This window comes from Streptomyces sp. P3 (assembly GCF_003032475.1).
Classification (GTDB): Bacteria; Actinomycetota; Actinomycetes; order Streptomycetales; family Streptomycetaceae; genus Streptomyces.
Genome location: NZ_CP028369.1, coordinates 4212073 through 4236295, shown reverse-complemented (window position 1 = coordinate 4236295; position 24223 = coordinate 4212073). Strand labels below are relative to the sequence as shown.

Annotated in this window: 18 protein-coding genes; 9 read left to right on the top strand and 9 right to left on the bottom strand. The window is 72.5% G+C overall.

Annotation, left to right across the window (positions count from 1 at the left end; all coding sequences use genetic code 11):
• The first annotated feature begins 46 nt into the window (after window positions 1-46).
• Together C6376_RS18985 and C6376_RS18980 are read left to right on the top strand one after the other, a co-directional pair.
• On the top strand, window positions 47-616 hold the full coding sequence (locus C6376_RS18985) for a TetR/AcrR family transcriptional regulator (protein WP_107444518.1): 570 nt from the start codon (window positions 47-49) through the stop codon (window positions 614-616).
• A complete protein-coding gene (locus tag C6376_RS18980; RefSeq protein ID WP_107444517.1) occupies window positions 613-1854 on the top strand; it encodes a GDSL-type esterase/lipase family protein in 1242 nt (413 codons plus the stop codon). Before C6376_RS18985 ends, C6376_RS18980 begins: the two co-directional genes overlap by 4 nt.
• Here the strand turns inward: C6376_RS18980 and C6376_RS18975 are convergent.
• From C6376_RS18975 to C6376_RS18955, 5 genes are all read right to left on the bottom strand, one after another.
• Window positions 1769-3490: a cytochrome bc complex cytochrome b subunit gene (locus C6376_RS18975; protein WP_173985678.1), complete on the bottom strand. Its 1722-nt coding sequence runs from the start codon at window positions 3488-3490 to the stop codon at window positions 1769-1771. The genes C6376_RS18980 and C6376_RS18975 overlap by 86 nt on opposite strands.
• A 96-nt stretch (window positions 3491-3586) precedes the next feature.
• A complete protein-coding gene (locus C6376_RS18970; protein WP_107444516.1) occupies window positions 3587-4309 on the bottom strand; it encodes a VWA domain-containing protein in 723 nt (240 codons plus the stop codon).
• Window positions 4310-4468: 159 nt separating this feature from the next.
• A complete protein-coding gene (locus C6376_RS18965; protein ID WP_107444515.1) occupies window positions 4469-5929 on the bottom strand; it encodes a glutamate synthase subunit beta in 1461 nt (486 codons plus the stop codon).
• Complete coding sequence (gene gltB / locus C6376_RS18960; protein WP_107444514.1) at window positions 5922-10520, bottom strand: glutamate synthase large subunit; 4599 nt, start codon at window positions 10518-10520, stop codon at window positions 5922-5924. The genes C6376_RS18965 and gltB overlap by 8 nt, the downstream gene beginning before the upstream one ends.
• A 381-nt stretch (window positions 10521-10901) precedes the next feature.
• Window positions 10902-11633: a VIT1/CCC1 transporter family protein gene (locus C6376_RS18955; RefSeq protein WP_107444513.1), complete on the bottom strand. Its 732-nt coding sequence runs from the start codon at window positions 11631-11633 to the stop codon at window positions 10902-10904.
• A 269-nt stretch (window positions 11634-11902) separates the two neighbouring features.
• Here C6376_RS18955 and C6376_RS18950 point away from each other — a divergent pair, with 269 nt between their 5' ends.
• Genes C6376_RS18950 through C6376_RS18920 form a run of 7 tightly spaced genes read left to right on the top strand, consistent with a single transcriptional unit; the run spans window position 11903 to window position 19972 of the window.
• On the top strand, window positions 11903-12988 hold the full coding sequence (locus tag C6376_RS18950) for an ADP-ribosylglycohydrolase family protein (protein ID WP_107444512.1): 1086 nt from the start codon (window positions 11903-11905) through the stop codon (window positions 12986-12988).
• The gene (locus C6376_RS18945; RefSeq protein ID WP_173985901.1) at window positions 12985-14403 is read left to right on the top strand and encodes an ADP-ribosylglycohydrolase family protein; all 1419 of its coding nucleotides are present in this window, start codon (window positions 12985-12987) and stop codon (window positions 14401-14403) included. Before C6376_RS18950 ends, C6376_RS18945 begins: the two co-directional genes overlap by 4 nt.
• Before the next feature lie 8 nt (window positions 14404-14411).
• On the top strand, window positions 14412-15599 hold the full coding sequence (locus C6376_RS18940; RefSeq protein ID WP_107444511.1) for an ADP-ribosylglycohydrolase family protein: 1188 nt from the start codon (window positions 14412-14414) through the stop codon (window positions 15597-15599).
• Complete coding sequence (locus C6376_RS18935; RefSeq protein WP_107444510.1) at window positions 15587-16966, top strand: ADP-ribosylglycohydrolase family protein; 1380 nt, start codon at window positions 15587-15589, stop codon at window positions 16964-16966. Before C6376_RS18940 ends, C6376_RS18935 begins: the two co-directional genes overlap by 13 nt.
• A complete protein-coding gene (gene rbsK, locus C6376_RS18930; RefSeq protein ID WP_107444509.1) occupies window positions 16963-17856 on the top strand; it encodes a ribokinase in 894 nt (297 codons plus the stop codon). The genes C6376_RS18935 and rbsK overlap by 4 nt, the downstream gene beginning before the upstream one ends.
• Window positions 17853-19145: a CaiB/BaiF CoA-transferase family protein gene (locus C6376_RS18925; protein ID WP_107444508.1), complete on the top strand. Its 1293-nt coding sequence runs from the start codon at window positions 17853-17855 to the stop codon at window positions 19143-19145. The genes rbsK and C6376_RS18925 overlap by 4 nt, the downstream gene beginning before the upstream one ends.
• Window positions 19142-19972: a CoA ester lyase gene (locus tag C6376_RS18920; protein WP_107444507.1), complete on the top strand. Its 831-nt coding sequence runs from the start codon at window positions 19142-19144 to the stop codon at window positions 19970-19972. The genes C6376_RS18925 and C6376_RS18920 overlap by 4 nt, the downstream gene beginning before the upstream one ends.
• A gap of 93 nt (window positions 19973-20065) precedes the next feature.
• Here C6376_RS18920 and lgt read toward each other — a convergent pair whose 3' ends face one another.
• From lgt to trpB, 4 genes are all read right to left on the bottom strand, one after another.
• Window positions 20066-21160, bottom strand: a complete 1095-nt coding sequence (lgt, locus tag C6376_RS18915; protein ID WP_107444506.1) for a prolipoprotein diacylglyceryl transferase — start codon at window positions 21158-21160, stop codon at window positions 20066-20068.
• A 94-nt stretch (window positions 21161-21254) separates the two neighbouring features.
• The gene (locus C6376_RS18910) at window positions 21255-22031 is read right to left on the bottom strand and encodes a thioredoxin domain-containing protein (RefSeq protein WP_107444505.1); all 777 of its coding nucleotides are present in this window, start codon (window positions 22029-22031) and stop codon (window positions 21255-21257) included.
• A 78-nt stretch (window positions 22032-22109) separates the two neighbouring features.
• Entirely contained in the window at window positions 22110-22928 is an 819-nt protein-coding gene (gene trpA, locus C6376_RS18905; protein ID WP_107444504.1) for a tryptophan synthase subunit alpha, read from the bottom strand.
• Window positions 22925-24208 (bottom strand): tryptophan synthase subunit beta, encoded by a 1284-nt coding sequence (gene trpB / locus C6376_RS18900; RefSeq protein WP_107444503.1) that lies wholly within the window; start codon window positions 24206-24208, stop codon window positions 22925-22927. Before trpB ends, trpA begins: the two co-directional genes overlap by 4 nt.
• Between the last annotated feature and the right edge of the window lie 15 nt (window positions 24209-24223).

Genomic DNA, 24223 nt, shown 5'->3' with positions numbered 1-24223 from the left:
TGACTTAAGGGCACGAGGATGGTGTGAGGGAGAGAGGGAGGACGAGATGGGACGGGTCGGACTGACCACGGAGCGCCTCGTGGGGGCGGGCGCCGAGCTCGCCGACGAGGCCGGCTTCGAGGAGGTGACCGTCTCGGCCCTGGCCCGGCGGTTCGATGTCAAGGTGGCGAGTCTGTACTCGCACGTGAAGAACTCTCAGGACCTCAGGACCAGGATCGCGCTGCTCGCCCTCGATGAGCTCGCCGACCGGGCCGCCGACGCCCTGGCGGGCCGGGCCGGCAAGGACGCCCTGACCGCCCTGGCCAACGTCTACCGCGACTACGCGCACGAGCATCCCGGCCGCTACGCCGCCGCCCAGCTGCGGCTCGACCCCGAGACGGCGGCCGCGAGCGCCGGCGTCCGGCACGCGCAGATGACCCGGGCGCTGCTGCGCGGCTACGACCTGGCGGAGCCGGACCGCACGCACGCGGTCCGGCTGCTCGGCAGCGTGTTCAACGGTTACGTCGGCCTGGAGCTGGGCGGGAGTTTCAGCCACAGCGCGCCGGACACGGACGAGACCTGGGTCCGGGTCCTGGACGCCCTCGACGCCCTGCTGCGCAACTGGCCCGCCGCATGAGCCGCGCGCCCGAGCCGGCCTGGGTCACCACGCCGGTCACCGCCGATCTGCTGCGCGGAGCCCTCGACGTGGAGCGCACCGACCACGGTGTGCTGCCGCACCGGCTGCCCCCACGCGCGCGTGCCCAGTGCGCCGACCCGCAGCTCGCCATGGCAGAGTCCCAGCCGTCGGGTGTGCGGCTCGCGTTCCGCAGCGAGGCGACCGCCGTCGAGCTGGACGTCCTGCCCACGAGGCGGGTCTACGTCGGCGGCCCGCCCCTCCCGGACGGCGTGTACGAACTGCTCGTCGACGGCCGTCCGGTCAGGGCCGCCGTCGCGCCGGAGGGCGGCCGCGTGCAGAGCGTCGACCTGGCGGCCGACACCGTCGACACGCGGTGCGGCCCGGTCGTCACCCTGCGGTTCACGGGCCTGCCGGCCGGGGCCAAGGACCTGGAGATCTGGCTTCCGCCCACCGAGACCACCGAACTGGTCGCCCTGCGCACCGACGCCCCGCTGACCGCCGCCCCCGCGCACGGCCGCCCGGTCTGGCTGCACCACGGCAGTTCGATCAGTCACGGCTCAAACGCCGTGCGCCCCACCGCGACCTGGCCCGCCCTCGCCGCCTCGCTGGCCCGGGTGGAGCTGATCAACCTGGGCCTGGGCGGCAGCGCCCTGCTGGACCCGTTCACCGCCCGCGCGCTGCGGGACACCCCGGCCGACCTGATCAGCGTCAAGGTGGGCATCAACGTGGTGAACCTCGACCTGATGCGGCTGCGCGCCTTCACCCCGGCCGTGCACGGCTTCCTCGACACGATCCGCGAGGGACGTCCGAGCACGCCCCTGGTGGTCGTCTCACCGATCCTGTGCCCGATGCACGAGGACACGCCCGGCCCCACCTCGCTCGACTTCGCCTCCGCCGCCGCGGGCAGGGCGCTGTTCCAGCCGATGGGCGATCCGGCCGAGGTGGCGTACGGGAAGCTGACCCTGCGGGTGATCCGCGCCGAACTGGCCCGGATCGTGGCCGAGCGCGCCGCCGACGACCCGCACCTGCACCACGTCGACGGCCTCGATCTCTACGGCGAGGCCGACGCCGCGGGGACGCCGCTGCCCGACGGCCTCCACCCGGACGGGGCGGGACACCGTCTGATCGGCGAACGCTTCGCGCGGCGGGTCCTCAGTGTCCGTCTCCCCCATGTCCCGCGTGGCCCTCATGACCCCCGTGGCCCGCAGGACTCCCCTGACCTCCGTGGCCCCCGGTGAGCTCGCGGTACTCCTCGGGCGTCGGCTTGGGGATGTGGCCGTCCGCCCCGTACATCGCCCGGGCCAGCCGCGCCCGCACCCGCTGGGACACGGTGACCGGCCGCCGCACCCCGTTGTGGTCGACGAGCGGACCGATCTCGTACGGCGCGGGCTGCTCGTGCTGGGTGAGGGTGAACAGCCGCTCCCGGCTCAGGGGTTCGTGGACCTCGATGTACTCGCCGTGCGGCAGACGCCTGATGGTGCCCGTCTCCCGGCCGTGCAGCACCAGGTCCCGGTCGCGGCGCTGCAGTCCGAGACAGATCCGCTTGGTGACCATGAAGGCGACGACCGGGGCGACGAACACGGAGATCCGCACGAACCAGGTGATCGCGTTGATGGACAGGTGCAGATGCGTGGCGACGATGTCGTTGCCGCCGCCGAGCAGCAGCACCGCGTACAGGGTCAGCCATGCCACGCCGAGACCGGTGCGCACGGGGGCGTTGCGCGGCCGGTCGAGGATGTGGTGCTCCCGCCTGTCGCCGGTGATCCACGCCTCGACGAACGGATAGGCCCCGATGGCGAGCAGGATCAGCGGGAAGAGCGAGAACGGGATGAGGACGCCCAGTTCCAGGGTGTGGCCCCAGGCGTTGATCTCCCAGCCCGGCATCACCCGGATCAGCCCCTCGGAGAAGCCGAGGTACCAGTCCGGCTGGGCGCCCGTCGTCACCAGGTCCGGCCGGTACGGTCCGAACGCCCACACCGGGTTGACGCTCGCGATACCGCCCATCACCGCCAGCACCCCGAAGACCAGGAAGAAGAACCCGCCGGCCTTCGCCATGTATACCGGCATGAACGGCATGCCGACGACGCTCCTCTGGTCGCGTCCGGGTCCGGGGTACTGGGTGTGCTTGTGGAAGAACACCAGGATGAGGTGGGCGACGACCAGCCCCAGCATGATGCCGGGCAGCAGCAGGACGTGGATCGGGTAGAACCGGGAGATGATGTCGTGCCCCGGGAACTCCCCTCCGAAGAGGAAGAAGGACAGGTACGTCCCGACGATCGGGACGGACAGGATCGCGCCGTCGGCGAACCGCACCCCGGTGCCGGAGAGCAGGTCGTCGGGGAGCGAGTAGCCGGTGAGACCGGTAAGGATGCCGAGGAACAACAGCAGCCAGCCGAACACCCAGTTGACCTCGCGCGGCTTGCGGAACGCGCCGGTGAAGAACACCCGCATCATGTGCACGAGCATGCCGGTGACGAAGACCAGCGCCGACCAGTGGTGGATCTGCCGGATCAGCAGCCCGCCGCGCACGTCGAAACTGATGTCGAGCGTCGACTCGTACGCCCGCGTCATCGTGATGCCGTTGAGGGGCGCGTAGGAGCCGTGGTAGACGACCTCGGCGCTGCTCGGCTCGAAGAACAGGGTGAGATAGACGCCGGTGAGGATGAGGATCAGGAAGCTGTAGAGACAGATCTCGCCCAGCATGAAGGACCAGTGGTCCGGGAACACCTTGCGCAGGTTGGCCTTCGCCAGCGTGTACAGCCCGAGCCGTTCGTCCGCCCAGTCAGCGACCCGCTCGCCCTTGCCCGGCTCGCCCCTCGGCCGTGAACTGCCTTCCTGCGCCGCCTCGTTCACCGATCCCGCGTACTCGCCCATACGTCGCCGCCTCCCCGTCGGATCTTCCTCAGGGTGGCACGGACGACCCGCTGAGCCAACGGTGCGGACGGTTCCGGGCGGCCGCCACCGCCGCCGCTACGGCCGTACGATCCCGTGTGCCCGGGCGGCCGTCAGCCATTGCGGGAACTCGCCCACGAGCCGGTCGTAGAGATCCGCGTCCGACACCTTCCGCGGATCCGGACCGGCGTGGAAGAAACCGGCGTTGTCGACCGTCCGCTTCGCCGGGACGGGCAGCTCGTCGAGCCTGCGCAGGAAGTCGAACTGTCTGCTGCCGCGGTCGCCGAAGCCGATGAACTGCCAGAACAGGGGCAGCTTGGAGGCCTTGCAGAGGTAGCGCTCCGCGGCGAGCTTGTTGATGGGACCGCCGTCGGTCTGGAAGACGACGAGCGCGGGCTCCCGTGCGCCGCTGTCGAGGTAGTGGTCGATGACGGCGTCCATGGCGAGGTGGTAACTGGTCCTGCCCATGTGCCCGAGCCCGGCCACGATGCGGTCCACCCGCCCCTGATGGTCGGCCAGGGCGATGTCGGTGACGGCGTCGACGTCGGTGGAGAAGAAGACGACCGGCACCCGGCCGTCGTCGTCGAGATGGGCGGAGAGTCCCAACACCCGGTCGGCGAGCGCCTGCACACTGCCGTCCTGGTAGTACGGCTTCATCGACCCCGAGTAGTCGACGACGAGGTAGACGGCGGCCCGCTGCCCGCCGAGGCCGTGTTTGGCGAGGGACACCCCGGCGCTCTTGTAGAGGCTGACCAGCGCGGGTGCGGTCTCCTGGACCTTGGTGAGACTGATCGCGACCATGGCGCACAGCCTCCCACACCCACCGTCCTCGCCCTCGGGCACAGGTGTACGCAATGGCGACGGCGCCTGCCCAGTCGTCCGGTCGGGGACTGTGGGCAGGCGCCGTCAATGTTCCGCACGCCTTTGTACGGGACGTCTGGGTGCCTTTCGGCGGGGCCGTCAGACCATCAGCGAGCGGTCCGTCGGGCGGATGGGGGCAGGCAGGTCGCTCGCGCCGGTCAGGAACCGGTCGACGCCGCGGGCGGCCGAGCGGCCCTCCGCGATCGCCCACACGATGAGCGACTGGCCGCGGCCGGCGTCTCCGGCGACGTACACGCCGGGCACGTTGGTCGCGAAGTCCGCGTCACGCGCGACGTTACCGCGCTCGTCGAGCGCCAGGCCGAACTGCTCCACCAGGCCGTTCTCGCGGTCGGTGCCGGTGAAGCCCATGGCGAGGGTGACCAGCTGCGCGGGGATCTTGCGCTCCGTGCCCGGCTTGGGCGTCAGCCTGCCCTCGACGAACTCGACCTCGGTGAGGTGCAGCCACTGGACGTTGCCGTCCTCGTCGCCCTCGAAGTGGGTGGTGGAGACGGAGTAGACCCGCTCGCCGCCCTCCTCGTGCGCGGAGGTGACCTTGTAGAGCATCGGGAAGGTCGGCCACGGCTGGCCCGGGTTCCGCTCCTCGCCCGGCCGGGGCATGATCTCCAGCTGGGTGACGGAGGCCGCGCCCTGGCGGTGGGCGGTGCCCACGCAGTCGGCACCGGTGTCGCCGCCGCCGATGACCACGACGTGCTTGCCCTCGGCCGTGATCGGGGGCGCCACGAAGTCGCCCTCCTGGACCTTGTTGGCCAGCGGCAGGTACTCCATCGCCTGGTGGACGCCCTTGAGCTCACGGCCGGGGACCGGCAGGTCACGAGCGGTCGTGGCGCCGGCGGCGATCACGACGGCGTCGTAGCGCTTCTTGAGGTCGGTCGCCTTGAGGTCGCGGCCGATCTCGATGCCGGTGCGGAAGCGGGTGCCCTCCGCGCGCATCTGCTCGATGCGGCGGTTGATGTGCCGCTTCTCCATCTTGAACTCGGGGATGCCGTACCGGAGGAGGCCGCCGATGCGGTCCGCGCGCTCGTAGACGGCGACGGTGTGGCCGGCCCGGGTGAGCTGCTGGGCGGCGGCCAGGCCCGCCGGGCCCGAACCGATGACCGCGACCGTCTTGCCGGACAGGCGCTCGGGCGCCTGCGGGGCGACGTCGCCGGTCTCCCACGCCTTGTCGATGATCGAGACCTCGACGTTCTTGATGGTGACGGCCGGCTGGTTGATGCCGAGCACGCACGCCGACTCGCAGGGAGCCGGGCACAGCCGCCCGGTGAACTCCGGGAAGTTGTTCGTCGCGTGCAGCCGCTCCTGCGCGGCCGACCAGTCCTCGCGGTAGGCGAAGTCGTTCCACTCGGGGATCAGGTTCCCCAGCGGGCAGCCGTTGTGGCAGAACGGGATGCCGCAGTCCATGCACCGGCTGGCCTGCTTGCCGATGATCGGCAGCAGCGAACCGGGAACGTAGACCTCGTTCCAGTCCTTCAGCCGCACGTCGACGGGGCGGGACTTGGCGACCTCACGGCCGTGGTTCAGGAAGCCCTTCGGGTCAGCCATGGGTCGCCGCCTCCATCATCTTCTCGGTGATCTCGGACTCGGAGAGTCCCGCTCGCTCGGCGGCGTCCTTGGCGGCGAGCACTGCCTTGTACGTGCTGGGGATGATCTTGCTGAAGCGCTCCACGGCCGCGTCCCAGTCGGCGAGCAGCTTCTCGGCGACCGTCGAGCCGGTCTCCTCGGCGTGGCGGCGCACCACGTCGTGCAGCCACTGCTTGTCGGTGTCGTCGAGCGCCTCGACGGCGTCGAGGTTGCCGGCGTTGACGTGGTCGCGGTTCAGGTCGATCACGTAGGCGATGCCGCCGGACATGCCCGCCGCGAAGTTGCGGCCCGTCTCGCCGAGGACCACCGCGTGACCACCGGTCATGTACTCGCAGCCGTGGTCGCCCACGCCTTCGGAGACGACCGTCGCACCGGAGTTGCGGACACAGAACCGCTCTCCGGTGCGACCGCGCAGGAACAGCTCGCCGCCGGTCGCGCCGTAGGCGATGGTGTTGCCCGCGATGGTCGAGTACTCGGCGAGGTGGTCGGCGCCCCGGTCCGGACGGACGATCACGCGGCCGCCGGAGAGGCCCTTGCCGACGTAGTCGTTGGCGTCGCCCTCCAGTCGCAGCGTGACGCCGCGCGGGAGGAAGGCGCCGAAGGACTGGCCGGCGGAGCCGGTGAAGGTGATGTCGATGGTGTCCTCGGGCAGGCCCGCGCCGCCGAACCTCTTCGTCACCTCGTGGCCGAGCATGGTGCCGACGGTGCGGTTGATGTTGCGGATGGAGACCTGGGCGCGCACCGGCTGGGCGTCGGCCTGGGAGTCCGCGGCGAGGGCGTCGGCGGCGAGCTTGATGAGCTGGTTGTCGAGCGCCTTCTCCAGGCCGTGGTCCTGCGCGATGACCTGGTGCAGGGCCGCGCCCTCGGGCAGGGCGGGCACGTGGAAGAGCGGGGCCAGGTTGAGGCCCTGGGCCTTCCAGTGGTCGACGGCGCGCTCGACGTCGAGGACCTCGGCGTGACCGACGGCCTCCTCGATCGAGCGGAAGCCCAGCTCGGCCAGCAGTTCGCGGACCTCTTCGGCGATGAACCTGAAGAAGTTCACGACGTACTCGGCCTTGCCGGCGAAGCGGTCGCGCAGCACCGGGTTCTGGGTGGCGATGCCGACCGGGCAGGTGTCGAGGTGGCAGACGCGCATCATGACGCAGCCGGAGACGACGAGCGGCGCGGTCGCGAAACCGAACTCCTCGGCGCCGAGCAGCGCGGCGATGATCACGTCGCGGCCGGTCTTGAGCTGGCCGTCCGTCTGGACCACGATCCGGTCGCGCAGGCCGTTGAGCAGCAGGGTCTGCTGGGTCTCGGCGAGGCCGAGCTCCCAGGGTCCGCCCGCGTGCTTGAGCGAGGTCAGCGGGGAGGCGCCGGTGCCGCCGTCGTGGCCGGAGATGAGCACCACGTCCGCGTGCGCCTTCGACACACCGGCCGCGACCGTGCCGACGCCGACCTCGGAGACCAGCTTCACGTGGATCCGCGCCTGCGGGTTCGCGTTCTTCAGGTCGTGGATCAGCTGGGCCAGGTCTTCGATGGAGTAGATGTCGTGGTGCGGCGGCGGGGAGATCAGGCCGACGCCGGGGGTGGAGTGCCGGGTCTTGGCGACCCACGGGTAGACCTTGTGGCCGGGCAGCTGGCCGCCCTCGCCGGGCTTGGCGCCCTGCGCCATCTTGATCTGGATGTCGTCCGCGTTGACCAGGTACTCGGAGGTGACGCCGAAGCGGCCGGAGGCGACCTGCTTGATGCTGGAGCGGCGTGCCGGGTCGTACAGGCGCTCCGGGTCCTCGCCGCCCTCACCGGTGTTGGACTTGGCGCCCAGCTGGTTCATGGCGATGGCGAGGGTCTCGTGCGCCTCCTGCGAGATGGAGCCGTACGACATGGCGCCGGTGGAGAAGCGCTTGACGATCTCGGAGACGGACTCGACCTCGTCGAGGGGGATCGAGGGGCGGTCCGACTTGAGGCCGAAGAGCCCACGCAGGGTCATCAGCCGCTCGGACTGCTCGTTCACCCGGTCCGTGTACTGCTTGAAGATGTCGTAGCGGGCCGTGCGCGTCGAGTGCTGGAGGCGGAAGACCGTCTCCGGGTCGAACAGGTGCGGCTCGCCCTCGCGGCGCCACTGGTACTCGCCGCCTATCTCCAGGGCGCGGTGCGCGGGCGCGATGCCGGAGGCGGGGTAGGCCTTGGCGTGGCGGGCGGCGACCTCCTTGGCGACGACGTCGATGCCGATGCCGCCGATCTTGCTGGCGGTGCCGCTGAAGTACTTCTCGACGAAGGCGTCGTCGAGGCCGACGGCTTCGAAGACCTGGGCGCCGCGGTAGGAGGCGACGGTGGAGATGCCCATCTTGGACATGACCTTCAGGACGCCCTTGCCGAGCGCGTAGATCAGGTTGCGGATCGCCTGCTCGGGCTCCATGCCGCCGAGGAAGGTGCCCGCGCGCAGCAGGTCCTCGACGGACTCCATCGCCAGGTACGGGTTGACGGCGGCGGCGCCGAAGCCGATCAGCAGGGCGACGTGGTGGACCTCGCGGACGTCTCCGGCCTCGACCAGCAGGCCCACCTGGGTGCGCTGCTTGGTGCGGATGAGGTGGTGGTGGACGGCCGCGGTGAGCAGCAGCGAGGGGATCGGGGCGTGCTCGGCGTCGGAGTGGCGGTCCGACAGGACGATGAGCCGGGCGCCGTTGTCGATGGCGGCGTCGGCCTCGGCGCAGATCTCGTCGATGCGTGCGGCGAGCGCGTCGCCGCCACCGTGCACCCGGTACAGGCCGGAGAGGGTCGTGGCCTTGAAGCCGGGCATGTCGCCGTCGGCGTTGATGTGTATGAGCTTGGCCAGCTCGTCGTTGTCGATGACCGGGAACGGCAGGGTGACGGTGCGACAGGACGCCGCGCTCGGCTCGAGCAGGTTGCCCTGCGGGCCGAGGGAGGAGCGCAGCGAGGTGACGAGCTCTTCACGGATGGCGTCCAGCGGCGGGTTGGTGACCTGCGCGAACAGCTGGGTGAAGTAGTCGAAGAGCAGCCGGGGCCGGGCGGAGAGCGCGGCGATCGGCGAGTCGGTGCCCATGGAGCCGAGCGGTTCGCCGCCGGTCTTGGCCATCGGCGCGAGGATGACGCGCAGCTCCTCCTCGGTGTAGCCGAAGGTCTGCTGGCGGCGGGTGACCGAGGCGTGCGTGTGGACGATGTGCTCGCGCTCGGGCAGGTCGCCGAGTTCGATCTCGCCGGCCTCCAGCCATTCGGCGTACGGGTTCTCGGCGGCGAGCTGCGCCTTGATCTCGTCGTCCTCGATGATGCGGTGCTCGGCGGTGTCGACGAGGAACATCCGGCCGGGCTGCAGGCGGCCCTTGCGGACGACCTTGGCGGGGTCGATGTCGAGGACGCCGACCTCGGAGCCGAGGACGACGAGGCCGTCGTCGGTGACCCAGTAGCGGCCGGGGCGCAGACCGTTGCGGTCGAGGACCGCGCCGACCTGGGTGCCGTCGGTGAAGGTGACGCAGGCCGGGCCGTCCCAGGGCTCCATCATCGTGGAGTGGAACTCGTAGAAGGCGCGCCGGGCCGGATCCATGGTGTCGTGGTTCTCCCACGCCTCCGGGATCATCATGAGCACCGAGTGCGGCAGCGAGCGGCCGCCGAGGTGGAGCAGTTCGAGGACCTCGTCGAAGGACGCCGAGTCGGAGGCGTCCGGCGTGCACACCGGGAAGATCCGCTCGATGGCCTTCTCGTCGGATCCGAACAGGTCGGAGACGAGCTGCGACTCGCGGGCGCGCATCCAGTTGCGGTTGCCCTTGACGGTGTTGATCTCACCGTTGTGCGCGACGAAGCGGTAGGGGTGCGCGAGCGGCCACGACGGGAAGGTGTTCGTGGAGAAGCGCGAGTGGACGAGCGACACGGCCGAGGCGAAACGGCGGTCGGACAGGTCCGGGAAGAAGGGCTCGAGCTGGCCGGTGGTCAGCATGCCCTTGTAGACGATCGTGCGCGCGGAGAGCGACGGGAAGTACACGCCGGCCTCGCGCTCGGCGCGCTTGCGCAGCACGAACGCCTTGCGGTCCAGGTCGATGCCCTGGCTCGTGCCGTCGCTGACGAAGACCTGGCGGAAGGCCGGCATCGTGGAGCGGGCGGTCGCGCCGAGGAGTTCGGGGGCGACCGGGACCTCGCGCCAGCCGAGGACGGTGAGGCCCTCCGCGGCGGCGATCGTCTCGATCTGTGAGACGGCGGCCTCGGCGCCGTCCTCGGGGAGGAAGGCGATTCCGACGGCGTAGTGGCCGGCCTCGGGGAGCTCGAATCCGGCGACCTCGCGGAGGAAGGCGTCCGGGACCTGGGTCAGGATGCCCGCGCCGTCGCCGGAGTCCGGCTCGGAGCCGGTGGCGCCGCGGTGCTCGAGGTTGCGCAGAACGGTCAGCGCCTGCTCGACCAGCGCGTGGCTCGCCTCGCCGGTGAGGGTGGCCACGAAGCCGACGCCACAGGCGTCGTGCTCGTTGCGGGGGTCGTACATACCCTGCGCAGCAGGGCGAGCATCCATGAAGGACCAGTTCTGGCCATTCGCGGAATGCTGGGACGGCTGGCGCGGCGTACGCATCGGCTCTCCCGTCGTCGTCTCAGGTGGCATATCTGCTGGCGAAGGGACGACGTTGGCCCTCTGCGGAACGCAAAATTTCGTGCAGGTTACATGATGGAGCGGTTCTCGGGAACCGGATACTCCGTTCCAGCATGCGGACGCCACGGCTGCGCGGCGGGGGTTCCTCGCACGTGGCTGAAAGGTATGGGGGCCGGACGGGGCGAGATCGGTCGGATCGTTGCCCGGCGGACCGAAAGGGCGGAGGGAGTGGCGTCACCCACCCCGCGAGTGCGCCGCAGGCGTCATTGCCCACAGCGCTTACGGCTCATGCCCGCTGGTTAAGCACTCGAAACCAGTCGGTAACGGCTACCTATGCGGCCCATCGCATAGGTAGCAGCCGATCTATCCTACGGCCGTTCCGAAGAAACCACCCAGGGCGTACGTCACACCGGCCGCCGCACCGCCGAGAGCCAGCTGCCGCAGCCCGCTGAACCACCAGGTGCGCGCCGTCACCCGGGCCACCACCGCACCGCAGCCGAACAGCCCGATCAGGGCGAGCAGCACGGCCGGCCAGAGCGAGGAGGCGCCGAGCAGATACGGCAGGACGGGCAGCAGCGCGCCCAGCGCGAAGGACCCGAAGCTGGACACCGCGGCGACCAGCGGCGAGGGCAGATCGGACGGGTCGATGCCCAGTTCCTCGCGGGCGTGTATCTCCAGGGCCTGCTCGGGGTCGCGCGACAGTTGCCGGGCGACCTGGCGGGCCAGCGCGGGTTCGACGCCCCGGGACTCGTACAGCGCGGCGAGCTCGGCCTCCTCGTCCTGCGGGTGCTTGCGCAGCTCCCGCCGCTCCACGGCCAGTTCGGCCTCGACGAGTTCGCGCTGCGAGGCGACGGAGGTGTACTCGCCGGCGGCCATGGAGAAGGCGCCGGCGGCCAGCCCCGCGAGGCCGGTGACGACGAGGGTCTGCTGCCCCACGGATCCGCCGGCGACGCCGGTCATCAGGGCGAGGTTGGAGACCAGGCCGTCCATCGCGCCGAAGACGGCGGGGCGCAGCCAGCCGCCGTTGACGTCACGGTGGGTGTGGTTGTCGCGGTGCGCCTCGTGCAGCGGCGCCTCGGTCTCGATGATGGCCACGGAGATCCCCCGGTAAGCTGAGCCAAAGCTAACTTTAGACTGATTCTAAGTTCTTCCAACGCGAAGATACGCCTCCCCATTCCGCTTCGCCACCAAGGAAAGGCTCGGCTAACCTGCGCTTTTACCTTCGATCGCTCATTCGATCGACCATCCGCACAGATGTCGACCGGGTGACATGCAGGGCGTCGAGGCTCGGGTCAACCGCCGATGGTGGGACACATCCGCAGACGGTTCCGCGCCCGAGCGGAGCCACGGTGGAGAGGCCGCCCATGGCAACGATCCGTGAAAGAGCCCGCGGCGCCCTGCTCGGCCTCGCCGTCGGAGACGCCCTCGGCGCCCCCGCCGAGAACATGAAACCCTCCGAGATCCGCGCCCGCTGGGGCCGCATCACCGGCTACGTCGCCGACCGGCCGGCCGGCACGGACGACACCGAGTACGCGATCTTCTCCGGCCTGCTGCTCGCCCGGCACGGCTCCGCGCTCACCCCGCCCCACGTCGAGTCGGCCTGGCACCAGTGGATCGCCGACCGGGACGAAGGCCCCTTCCGCGGTGCGGGCTTCAGCGAGCGCGGCACGCTGGAGAACCTCCGTCGCGGCCTCGCGGCACCCATCTCGGCGCAGCACCGGCACGCCTGGAGCGACGGCCTGGCGATGCGCGCGGCCCCCTTCGGCGTCTTCGCCGCGGGCCGCCCGGCGGAGGCCGCCAGGCTGGTCGCGATCGACGGCGCGGTGAGCCACGACGGCGAGGGCATCTACGGCGGGCAGGCGGTCGCGGCGGGCGTGGCCGCGGCGATGGCCGGGGCGTCGCCGATCGCGGTGATCGCCTCGGCTCTCGCGGTGGTCCCCGAGGACTCCTGGACGGCGCGTTCGCTGCGCCGGGCGGCGGCGGTGGCCCACCGGGGCGAACGGGCCGTGCGCTCGGCCGTCGTCGTCGGCGGCTACCCGTGGACCGATCTGGCCCCGGAGGCCGTCGCCCTCGCGTTCGGCGCCTACGCGGCCGCCGACGGCGACTTCCGCGAGGCGGTCCTCACGGCGGTGAACATGGGCCGCGATGCGGACACCACGGCGGCGGTGGCGGGCGCCCTGGCCGGCGCCACCCGTGGGGTCTCGGCGATCCCGCCGGACTGGGCGGCGGCCATCGGTCCGGCACGGGGCACCTGCCTGCCCTCGATGGCGGGCCATCACGTGCTGGACGTCGCCGAGCTGCTGGTGCCGGGCGAGGGCGGGAAATGGGGCGAAGGCGTGGTCGTGGCTGACCTCGTGCCGATCCTGATGGGCCCGGGGTCTTCCCGGCCGGACCCGACGGCCTTCACCCTGACGGCAGCGGCGAATGACCATGCGGCGGCGTGCTCATGACACCGCCCGCGCCCTCGCCCGCGCCCTGGGAAGAGACGACGGCGCCCGCAGCAGCCACGGCCGCAGCGGCCACACCGATCGCAGCCGCCACCGCGGACACGGCGGCGCCATGCGCGCCCGCGCCCGCCGACGGCGAGGCCGCGCCGCGGAAGCCGTCCGCACCCGACCGGCCGCGCCGGCCGTCCGCACCCGACCGCGAGAGCCGCTCCGGAGCGGCAGGACGCGACCGCAGCGGAGCTGCGGTCCTGACCGGCGAGCCCGCGGGCGAAGCCGAAGCGGCGGTGCCCGCCCGCCCGCGGCACGCGCGGCGCATCGAAGGCCTGCTGCTGGGTCTGGCGGCGGGCGACGCCGCCGGGTGGCCCGCCGCCCGCCATCGCGCCGCCCGGATGCCGGACTGGACCCGCCGTCTGACCCGCGAGCTCGACACCTTCGCCGAACACAACGCGACGACCACCCTGCCCGTCCCCATCGCCCTGAACCAGCCGCCCGAGCCCCTCCGGCTCGGCCCCTCCGACGACGCCGAGTGGGCGGCGTTCGCCGCCGAGGCGGTGCTGCGGGCCGGCGACGACACCGCCCTGGGCGACCTCGGCCGGGGGCGCCGGATGCGTGCCGCCATCGACCTCACCTGGAACGCGATCGCCAGTGAGGTCGCGGCGGCGGCCGACCGCGCGCCGGAGGTCGAGTCCGCCGTCCTGCCCCTGCGCGCCCGTATCTCGGTCCGCGCCGGACTGGGCAATCTCGCCGCCGGTCTGCGGCCCCCCGCCACCGGGCACGACAACCCGCACTACTTCGACGACGCGGCCTGCGTACGCGCCTGCGTCCTCGCCGTGGCACACGCCGGCGACCCCGCGGCCGCCGCCGACCTCGCCGAGTTCGACGCCCGCTACACCCAGGACGGCGACGGCGTGCACGGCGCCCGGGCGATGGCCGCGGCGCTCGCGCTGGCCCTGGCCGGAGCCGATGTCGGGGCCTGCGCGAGCGCGGCGCTCGGCGAGTTGCCCGCGCACACGGAGATCGGCCGCAACGCCCGGCACGCGCTGGACCTGGCCCGCGGCGCACCGAGCGCGTTCGCGCTCATCCCGCTGCTGGAGCACCAGATCGTCGACCACGTCTACAGCTACGGCATCGCGGCGGCGGAGACCGTGCCGGTGGCGCTGGCCCTGGCGACGGCGTCCGGCGGCCGCATCGGCGAGGCGGTGCCGGCCGCGGCCTGCCTCTCCCGGGTCGCGGACTCGGCCCCGGCCCTGGCCGGCGCGCTCACCGGGGCGCTGGGCGGGGCCGCCGCGATCCCCGGGGCGTGGCGCGACAGCTGCCGCGTCCTCTCCGGCTGCGCGCTCCCCCGGCTCACCGGCACCGACCTGCTGGAACTCGCCGGACTCCTGGAAGCCGCACAACCGGCCCCACCGGGAGGATGATTCGGGGCATGACGCCCAAAGCAGAAGAAAGCAACGGGGCAACCCTGGAGGAACGCATCACCGGTGCCCTGGTCGGCGCGGCCGTGGGCGACGCCCTCGGCGGCCCCGTCGAGGGCTACACCCCGGAACAGATCCTCGAACGCCACGGCGGCCGCGTGCACGGCGTCGTCGGACCCTGGAACGGCGACGACTGGCGCACCGCCCGCCCCATCGCCCCGTACCACAAGGGCGACGGCCACGTCACGGACGACACCTTGATGACCCATGCGCTGATCAGGGTCTACGCCACGGTCCGCGACCACCTGGACGCCTACGCGGTCGCCGAGCACCTCGTCCCGGACCTGATGACGACGCCCCGCTGGATCCCGGAACTGGAGGCCGAGGCGCTCCCCCTGCACCGGGTCTTCCTGGCGGAGAAGTGGCTGGTCGCCCGGCTCCACTACGGCCACGTGGACCCGCGGGAGGCCGGTGTGGGCAACATCGTCAACTGCGGCGCTGCGATGTACATGGCCCCGGTGGGCCTGGTCAACGCGGCCGACCCGGCGGGAGCGTACGCCGAGGCGCTGGACGTCGCGGGCGCCCACCAGTCGTCCTACGGCCGGGAGGCGGCGGGCGTCCTCGCCGCGGCGGTGGCGGCCGCGTGCACGCCGGGCGCGACCGCGGAGTCGGTGGTGACGGCCTGTCTGACGCTGGCGAAGGACGGCACGCGCGCGGCGATCGAGAGGGTCTGCGAGGAGGCCGCCCGGCACGGCGACGTCGAGTCCGCGCTCGTCCCGCTCAGGGAGGCGGTGGCGCCCTACGACACCGTGGGACCCGACTACCGGCGGCCCTCCCTCGGCGCCCGCCGCCCCTCCCGCCTGCACGCGATCGAGGAACTCCCGGTCGCCCTGGGCATGGTGGTGGCGGCGGGCGGCGACTACCGCCGGGCGGTCCTCGGCTCCGTGAACTACGGCCGCGACTGCGACTCGATCGCCACGATGGCGGGCGCGGTGGCCGGCGCCCTGGGCTCACCGGTTCCCGAGGACTGGTCCAAGCAGGTCGCCGAGGCCAGCCGCCTCGACCTGTGGCAGCCGGCGGCGACGCTCACCGAGGTGGCCCGCGAGGTCTTCCACCGCGACGTCGAGCGCCGCCGCGACCACGAGCGGGCGTTCCACGCCCTCGCAGGCACCCCCGGAGGCTCCGGATGCTCCGACTGACCTGGGTCCAGCCGGAGGACCTGCTCGGCCACGAACTGCGCCAGGCGGCCGAGGACGGCCGGGAGCCGTGGGCCGTCGCCGCCCGCTGGCGGGCCGCCGGAGGCTGCGAGGCGCCGCCCCGGGCCGGCGCGTCCGGGCAGCGGGCCTCGGGCTATCTGCGGCTCCTCGCGGACGACCTGCTGGACGAGCTGGCGGACCTGCCCAGCAGACTGGCCGAGGACGAGCCGACCGAGCTGGAGAGGATCAGAACGCTCTGTCCTCGGTGGCCGGGGCGACCGGGCGGCACGAGACCCCCGGTGCCCTCGCAGGCCCGCCTGGAAGCGGCCTGGCTGGGCCGGGCCGCCGGCTGCCTCCTGGGCAAACCGGTGGAGAAGCTCCCCCTGGACGCTCTTCGCCGCCTCGCGCGGGCCGCCGGCAACTGGCCCCTGAACGGCTACTTCACCGCCCGGGGCGTTCCCGGCCCCCTCCTCGAGGAGCACCCCTGGAACCGCCGCTCGGCGCCCACCTCCCTCGCCGAGAACATCGACGGCATGCCCGAGGACGACGACCTCAACTACCCCCTCCTCAACCTCCTGCTGCTGCAACGCCACGGCAGGGGCTTCACCACCGCCGACGTGGCCCGGCTCTGGCTCGACGAACTCCCCGCGGGCCGCACCTTCACCGCCGAACGCGTCGCCTACCGCAACCTCCTCTGCGGCGTCGAACCCCCGCACACCGCCCGCCACCGCAACCCCTTCCGGGAGTGGATCGGCGCCCTGATCCGCGCCGACGTGCACGGCTGGACCAACCCCGGCGACCCGGCCGCCGCGGCCGAAGAGGCGCACCGCGACGCCGTTCTCACCCACACCGGGAACGGCGTCTACGCGGCGATGTTCACGGCCGCCGTCGTCGCCGCGGCCGCGACCGGCGGCCTCGACGTGCACGCCTGTCTGCACACCGGCCTGTCGGTCGTCCCGCCCCGCTCCCGGCTCGCCGTCGCCGTCACCCACGCGATCCGGCTCGCCGGGGAGCACGCCGACTTCGACACCGTCGTCGACGAGCTGCACGTCGCCCACCGGAGCGCCCACTGGGTGCACGCCGTCCCCAACACGGCCCTGATCGCCGCCGCCCTCACCCATGCGGACGGCGACTTCACCGGGTCCATCTGCCGTGCCGTGTCCGGAGGCTGGGACACCGACTCGGCCGGTGCGACCGCGGGCGGCGTCGCCGCGCTGCTCACCGGCGGCCCGGCCGCCCTCCCCGACCGCTGGACGGCCCCGCTGAAGAACCGGCTGGCCACCTCCGTCGCCGACTTCGACGGCGTCGGCTTCGACGCCCTCGCCCACCTCACCCGGTCCCTCGTCCCTCGGGAGGCATCCCGCCCATGACCGACATCGTCGTGCTCGGCAGCACGAACATGGACCTCGTCGCCTACGTCGAGAAACCCCCGCAGCGCGGGGAGACCGTGACAGGGCGGGAGTTCCGCACGATCCCCGGCGGCAAGGGCGCCAACCAGGCGACCGCCGCCGCCCGCGCCGGCGGCGCCGTCTCGATGATCGGGGCGGTCGGCAACGACTCCTTCGGCGCCCGGCTGCGCTCCACACTCGAGCACACGGGCGTCGACACCGACCACCTGCGCACCGTCGAGGTCCCCTCCGGAACCGCGCACATCGTGGTGGACGACGACGGCGGCAACGCGATCGTCGTGGTACCCGGCGCCAACGGCACCGTCGACCACCTGGCCCCCGGCGACGAAGGCCTCATCGCCTCCGCGGACGCGCTGCTGCTGCAACTCGAAGTGCCCCTGGCCGCGGTCGTCGCGGGCGCGCGGGCGGCCCGGGCGCACGGCGTGCGCACGATCCTCACCCCCGCCCCGGCCCGGCCGCTGCCGCCGGAACTCCTCGACGCCACCGACCTGTTGGTGCCCAACGAGCACGAGGCCGCCGCGCTCACCGGCCGCACCGACCCGCACGAGGCGGCCGCCGTCCTGCTGGACAGCGTCCCCGAGGTCGTCATCACGCTCGGCGCGGCCGGCAGCCTCTACGCGGCCCGGGGCTCCGACCCCTTCGTCGTGCCCGCCCCGCGCGTCACCGCCGTGGACTCCACCGGCGCGGGCGACACCTTCGTCGGCGCCCTCGCCGTGGCGCTCGGCGAGGAACGGCCCGTACGGGAGGCACTGGCCTGGGCGGCGGCCGCGGCCGCGCTCTCGGTCCAGCGCCCCGGCGCCTCCGCGTCGATGCCCTGCCGCTCCGAGATCGAGACGCAGTACGCCTCATGAGCGAACCCCGCACGACCTCGCACATCGCGACCGCATACGTCACGGCTGAACACGTCACCACCGAAGGCGACCGCGTCACGACCGCGCCTCCGGCGGCCGGGCGGACCGCTCCCCTGCACGGCGTCCGGGTCCTCGACCTGGCCACCCTGTTCGCCGGACCTCTCGCCGCCACCCTGCTCGGCGACTTCGGCGCGGACGTCGTCAAGGTCGAGCACCCCGACCGGCCCGACCCCTCCCGGGGGCACGGCCCGTCCAAGGACGGCGTGGGCCTGTGGTGGAAGCTCCTCGGCCGCAACAAGCGCACGATCACCCTGAACCTGTCCACACCCGGCGGCCGCGACACCCTGCTGCGGCTCGCCTCGACGGCCGACGTGATCGTCGAGAACTTCCGCCCCGGCACCCTGGAGAAGTGGGACCTCGGCTGGGAGGAGCTGTCGGCGGCCAACCCCCGCCTGGTCCTCGCCCGGGTCACCGCCTTCGGCCAGTTCGGCCCCTACGCGCACCGCCCCGGCTTCGGCACCCTCGCGGAGGCGATGAGCGGCTTCGCGGCGATCACCGGCGAACCGGAGGCCCCGCCCACCCTCCCGCCCTTCGGGCTGGCCGACTCGATCGCCGGCCTGGCCACCGCGTACGCCGTCATGACCGCCCTCGCCGCGCGCGAGCGCACCGGTGAGGGCCAGGTCGTCGACATGGCGATCATCGAGCCCATCCTCACCGTCCTCGGCCCCCAGCCCCTCTGGTACGACCAGCTGGGGTACGTCCAGGCGCGCACCGGCAACCGGTCCGCCAACAACGCCCCCCGCAACACCTACCGCACGGCCGACGGGGACTGGGTCGCCGTCTCGACGTCGGCGCAGTCGGTCGCGGAGCGGGTGATGCGGCTGGTCGGACGCCCGGAACTGATCGACGAGCCCTGGTTCGCCACCGGCGCCGAGCGGGCCGCCCACTCCGACGTCCTCGACGAGGCGGTCGGCTCCTGGATCGCCCGGCACACCCGCACCGACGTCCTCGCCGCCTTCGAGAAGGCGGAGGCGGCGATCGCCCCGGTCCAGGACGTCCGGGACGTGCTCACCGATCCCCAGTACCAGGCCCTGGACACCGTCACCTCGGTGGACGACCCCGAGCTGGGCCCCATCCGTATGCAGAACGTCCTCTTCCGGCTCTCCGCCACCCCCGGCGCGATCCGCTGGGCCGGCCGCCCGCACGGCGCCGACACGGACGCCGTCCTGACCGAACTCGGCCTCACCGCGGACGAGCTGAGCACCCTGCGCGAGGCGGGCGCCCTGTGAAGAAACCCCCGCTGACCTGGCTCTACGTTCCCGGTGACCGCCCTCAGACCGTCACCAAGGCCCTCGCCTGCGGCGCCGACGTCGTCATCGTCGACCTCGAGGACGCGGTCGCCCCCGACCGCAAGGAGTACGCCCGCGCGGCCACCGCCGAACGCCTTTCGGAGCCCCAGCCGGTACCGGTCCACGTCCGGGTGAACTCCCTGGACACCCCCTATGCCGCGGCCGACCTGCGCACGGTGGCCGCCCTCCCCGGCGTCCGCGGTCTGCGGCTGCCGAAGGTGACCGCCCCCCACCAGATCACCCGGGTCGCCGAGAGCGTGCCCGGGAGCGACCGCGGTGCCACGCCCCTGCACGCCCTGCTGGAGACCGCCCTCGGCGTCGAACACGCCTACGCCATCGCCCGCGCCCACCCCTCCCTGCGCGGCATCGCCCTCGGCGAGGCGGACCTGCGAGCCGATCTGGGCGTCCGCCACGACGCGGGCCTCGACTGGTCGCGCTCCCGGGTCGTCGTCGCCGCCCGGGCCGCCGGACTGGCGCCCCCGCCCCAGTCGGTCCACCCCGACATCCGCGACCTGGACGGCCTGGCCACCAGCTGCGCCCACGGCCGCACCCTCGGCTTCCTGGGGCGCGCCGCCATCCACCCCCGGCAGCTCCCGATCATCGAACAGGCCTACCTGCCGACCCAGCAGGAACTGGAGGACGCCGAGACGATCGTGAAGGCGGCCAGCACCGAGCGGGGCGCCCAGGCCCTCCCGGACGGACGGTTCGTCGACGCCGCGGTGGTGGCGGCCGCACAACGCACGCTGGCCCTGGCCGGCCGGGGCTGACCGGCCGCCAGGCCGCGACCCACGGCAGACGAAGAGGGCGCCCGGGTTCACCGGGCGCCCTCGTCGTCGTACGCGTCGCCGCAGCGACGGCCGTCAGCTCTTCTTGCCCGCCGACTCCGCCTCGTCCCTGGCCTCGACCTTGGTCTCAGCCTTGGTCTCAGCCTTGGTCTTGGTCCTGTCCGCGGCCTCGTCGTCCGCCTCGGCGGCGACCTCGGTCCCGCCCCCGGACGCGTCCCCGGTCTTCCCGGCGCCGTCGCCGGCCCCGGCCTTCGCGTCCGCGGAATCCGTCGCCGCCTCGGACGAGGACGACTCGGACGACGACTTCTCCTCGCCGTCGGCGGAGGCGTCCCCGGCCGTGTCGCCGGAGGTCTGTGCGGCCGGTTCGACGACCGCTTCCCGGCCCGGCCGCGTCTTCGCCGACACGACGATGTAGGCCACCGCGAGCACGAACACGATCAGGGCGGTCCATACGTTGAGCCGCAGGCCCAGGATGTGGTGGGCGTCGTCGACCCGCATGTTCTCGATCCACACGCGACCCGCGCAGTACCCGGCGACGTACACCGCGAACGCCCGCCCGTGGCCCAGCTTGAAGCGGCGGTCCGCCCAGATGACGAGGAGGGCGACGCCGATGCACCACAGCGACTCGTAGAGGAAGGTCGGGTGGTAGTAGCCGGGCACCCGCCCGTCCGCCGAGGACGTGATGTGCAGGGCCCAGGGAAGGTCGGTCTCCTTGCCGTACAGCTCCTGGTTGAACCAGTTGCCCCAGCGACCGATGGCCTGCGCGAAGGCGATGCCGGGGGCGATGGCGTCGGCGTACGCCGGCAGCGGGATGCCCCGGCGGCGGCAGCCGATCCACGCGCCCACCGCGCCGAGCGCGATCGCGCCCCAGATGCCGAGGCCGCCCTCCCAGACCTTGAAGGCGTCCACCCAGTCCCGGCCCTCGCTGAAGTACAGCTCGTAGTCCGTGATCACGTGGTAGAGCCGCCCGCCGACCAGCCCGAAGGGCACCGCCCAGACGGAGATGTCGGCCACCGTGCCGGCCAGCCCGCCCCGGGCGACCCAGCGCCTGTTGCCGAGCCAGACCGCGACGAAGACGCCGATGATGATGCAGAACGCGTAGCCGCGCAGCGGAACGGGGCCGAGGTACAGCACCCCGTGCGACGGGCTGGGAATGTAGGCAAGTTCCATGGCAGGGTCGACGCTACCCTGCCGCGCCGGGCCGACGACGGGCAGCCCGGCTACGGCTCCATAACAGGCTGGTGTGAAAAGGCGTCGCCCGGTCTCACCCCCGGTTGGCCTCCTCCACCATCTTCTTCAGCTTCTGCGGCGTCATCGACCGGTCCTGGTAGATGTTCTTGCCGTTGAACAGCACGGTGGGGGTGCCGCCGAAGCGGCCGTTCTGGAAGGCCTGGTTGGACTTGACGACCCAGCTGTTGTGCGTGCCCTGCTCCACACAGGTGCGGAACGCGGGCGTGTCGAGCCCGTCGACCTTGCCCGCCAGTTCGATGAGTCTGCTGTTCTCGGCGTACTCGTCCTTCGTCTCTTCCGGCTGGTTCTCGTACAGCACGTCGTGGTAGGCGGAGAACTTGCCGACGTCCTGGGCGCAGGCCGCCGCGTTGGCCGCGTTGCGGGCACCGCTGCCGCCCATGTTGCCGTCGATGAGGGTGGCCAGGTGGTACTCGACCTTCAGCTTCCCGCTCTCCGCCAGCTCGTGGATCGTGGGCCGGTACGCCGCCTCGAAGGCCTTGCAGGCCGGGCAGCGGAAGTCCTCCCACACCGTGAGCGTGGACTTGGCGCCGTCCTCGCCGACGGGGATCGCGAGGGCGTCCTCACCCTGGGCCCCCGAGGGCGCCACGACCGGGCCCGCCTTGTCGCTGCTGTCGTCCTTGCCGGAGTTCGCGGCGACGACGCCGATCACCGCGGCCAGCCCCAGCACGCAGACGACGCTCGCACCGACGATCAGTGTGCGCCGCCGCCGCTCGGCCGTCTTCTGCTTCTCGCGCTCCGCCGCCAGCCGCTCCCGGGCAGTGCGCTTTCCGTCACGATTCTTCTCGCTCACACCCCCAGAACGAACCGGGGAGGCGCAATGCGCCTCCCCGGCCCCAGGTCCACCCGTTCGGGTGACCGGTGTTTCCCCTCACGCCTGGCGGCGCACGCCCTTCGCCAGGTCGCCCGCGAGCGCACGGACCGCCTCGACGCCGGCCGCGTCGTCCGGCGCGTCCAGCATCCGCTTGACGAAGGCCGAGCCGACGATCACGCCGTCGGCGAAGCCGGCCACCTCGGCGGCCTGCCGGGCGTCCGAGACGCCGAGGCCGACGCAGACCGGCAGGCCCGAGCCGGTGGCCCGGGTCCGGTCCACCAGGTCGTGGGCCTGCGCGCCGACCGACTCACGGGTACCGGTGACACCCATCAGCGAGGCGGCGTAGACGAAGCCGCTGCCCGCCTCGGTGATCTGCGCGAGCCGGGCGTCCCGGCTGCTGGGCGCGACCACGAAGACGGTCGCGAGGCCGTGCTTCTCCGCGTGCTCCCTCCACAGGGCCGACTCCTGCACCGGCAGGTCGGGCAGGATGCAGCCCGCTCCGCCGGCCTCCGCGAGTTCGGCGGTGAACCGCTCGACGCCGTAGCGGTCGATGGGGTTCCAGTACGTCATGACGAGGATCGGTTTGCCGGTGGCCCCGAACGCCTCGCGGACCGTGCGCATGACGTCCGCGATACGCACCCCGCCGCGCAGGGCGATGTCGTCGGCGGTCTGGATGACCGGGCCGTCGAGCACGGGGTCGCTGTGCGGCAGTCCGACCTCGACCACGTCGGCGCCGCCGTCGAGGACGGCCTTGACGGCCTCGATGCCGCCGTCCACGGTCGGGAACCCGGCCGGGAGGTAGGCGATGAGCGCGGCGCGGTCCTCGGCCTTCGCGGCGGCGAGGGTGTCCGACAGCAGCTGGATGTTCCCGCTCACTTCGCGTCCCCCTCGATCTCCGCGGTGTCGGCCGCGTCGGCGGCGACCTCGGCGTCGGTGTCGTACAGCCCGAAGTAGCGGGCCGCGGTGTCCATGTCCTTGTCGCCGCGACCCGACAGGTTCACGACGATCAGCCCGTCCGGGCCGAGTTCCCGGCCGACCTCCAGGGCGCCGGCCAGCGCGTGGGCGCTCTCGATGGCCGGGATGATGCCCTCGGTGCGCGACAGCAGACGCAGCGCCTGCATGGCCGCGTCGTCGGTGACCGCGCGGTACTCGCCGCGGCCGGTGTCCTTGAGGTAGGAGTGCTCGGGGCCGATGCCCGGGTAGTCCAGGCCCGCCGAGATGGAGTACGGCTCGGTGATCTGGCCTTCGTCGTCCTGGAGGACGTAGGAGCGCGATCCGTGCAGGATGCCGGGCTCGCCCGCGGTCAGGGTCGCCGCGTGCTCGCCGGTGTCGATGCCGTGGCCGGCCGGCTCGCAGCCGATCAGACGCACGCCGGCGTCCGGGATGAAGGCGTGGAAGAGGCCGATGGCGTTGGAGCCTCCGCCGACGCAGGCGACGGCCGCGTCGGGCAGACGTCCGGCGCGCTCCAGGATCTGGCGGCGGGCCTCGACGCCGATGACCCGGTGGAAGTCGCGGACCATGGCCGGGAAGGGGTGGGGTCCCGCCACCGTGCCGAAGAGGTAGTGGGTGCGGTCGACGTTGGCGACCCAGTCGCGGAACGCCTCGTTGATGGCGTCCTTCAGGGTGCGGCTGCCGGACTTCACGGCGACGACCTCGGCGCCCAGCATGCGCATCCGGGCCACGTTGAGGGCCTGCCGCTGGGTGTCGATCTCGCCCATGTAGATGGTGCACTCGAGCCCGAAGAGGGCGCAGGCGGTGGCCGTGGCGACGCCGTGCTGGCCCGCGCCGGTCTCGGCGATCACCCGGGTCTTGCCCATGCGCTTGGTGAGCAGCGCCTGGCCGAGCACGTTGTTGATCTTGTGGGAGCCGGTGTGGTTGAGGTCCTCGCGCTTGAGGAAGACCCGGGCGCCGCCGGCGTGTTCGGCGAACCTCGGCACCTCGGTGAGGGAACTGGGGCGACCGGTGTAGTGCACGAGCAGGTCGTCGAGCTCACGGGCGAACTCGGGGTCGTGCTTGGCCTTGTCGTACTCGACGGCCACCTCGTCCACGGCGGCGACGAGGGCCTCCGGGATGAACTTGCCGCCGAACGCGCCGAAGTAGCCCTCGGCGGTGGGGACCTGGGCGTCGGGGTCGGGAATGAAGAACTCGCTGGGCATGCGGAAACCTCACGG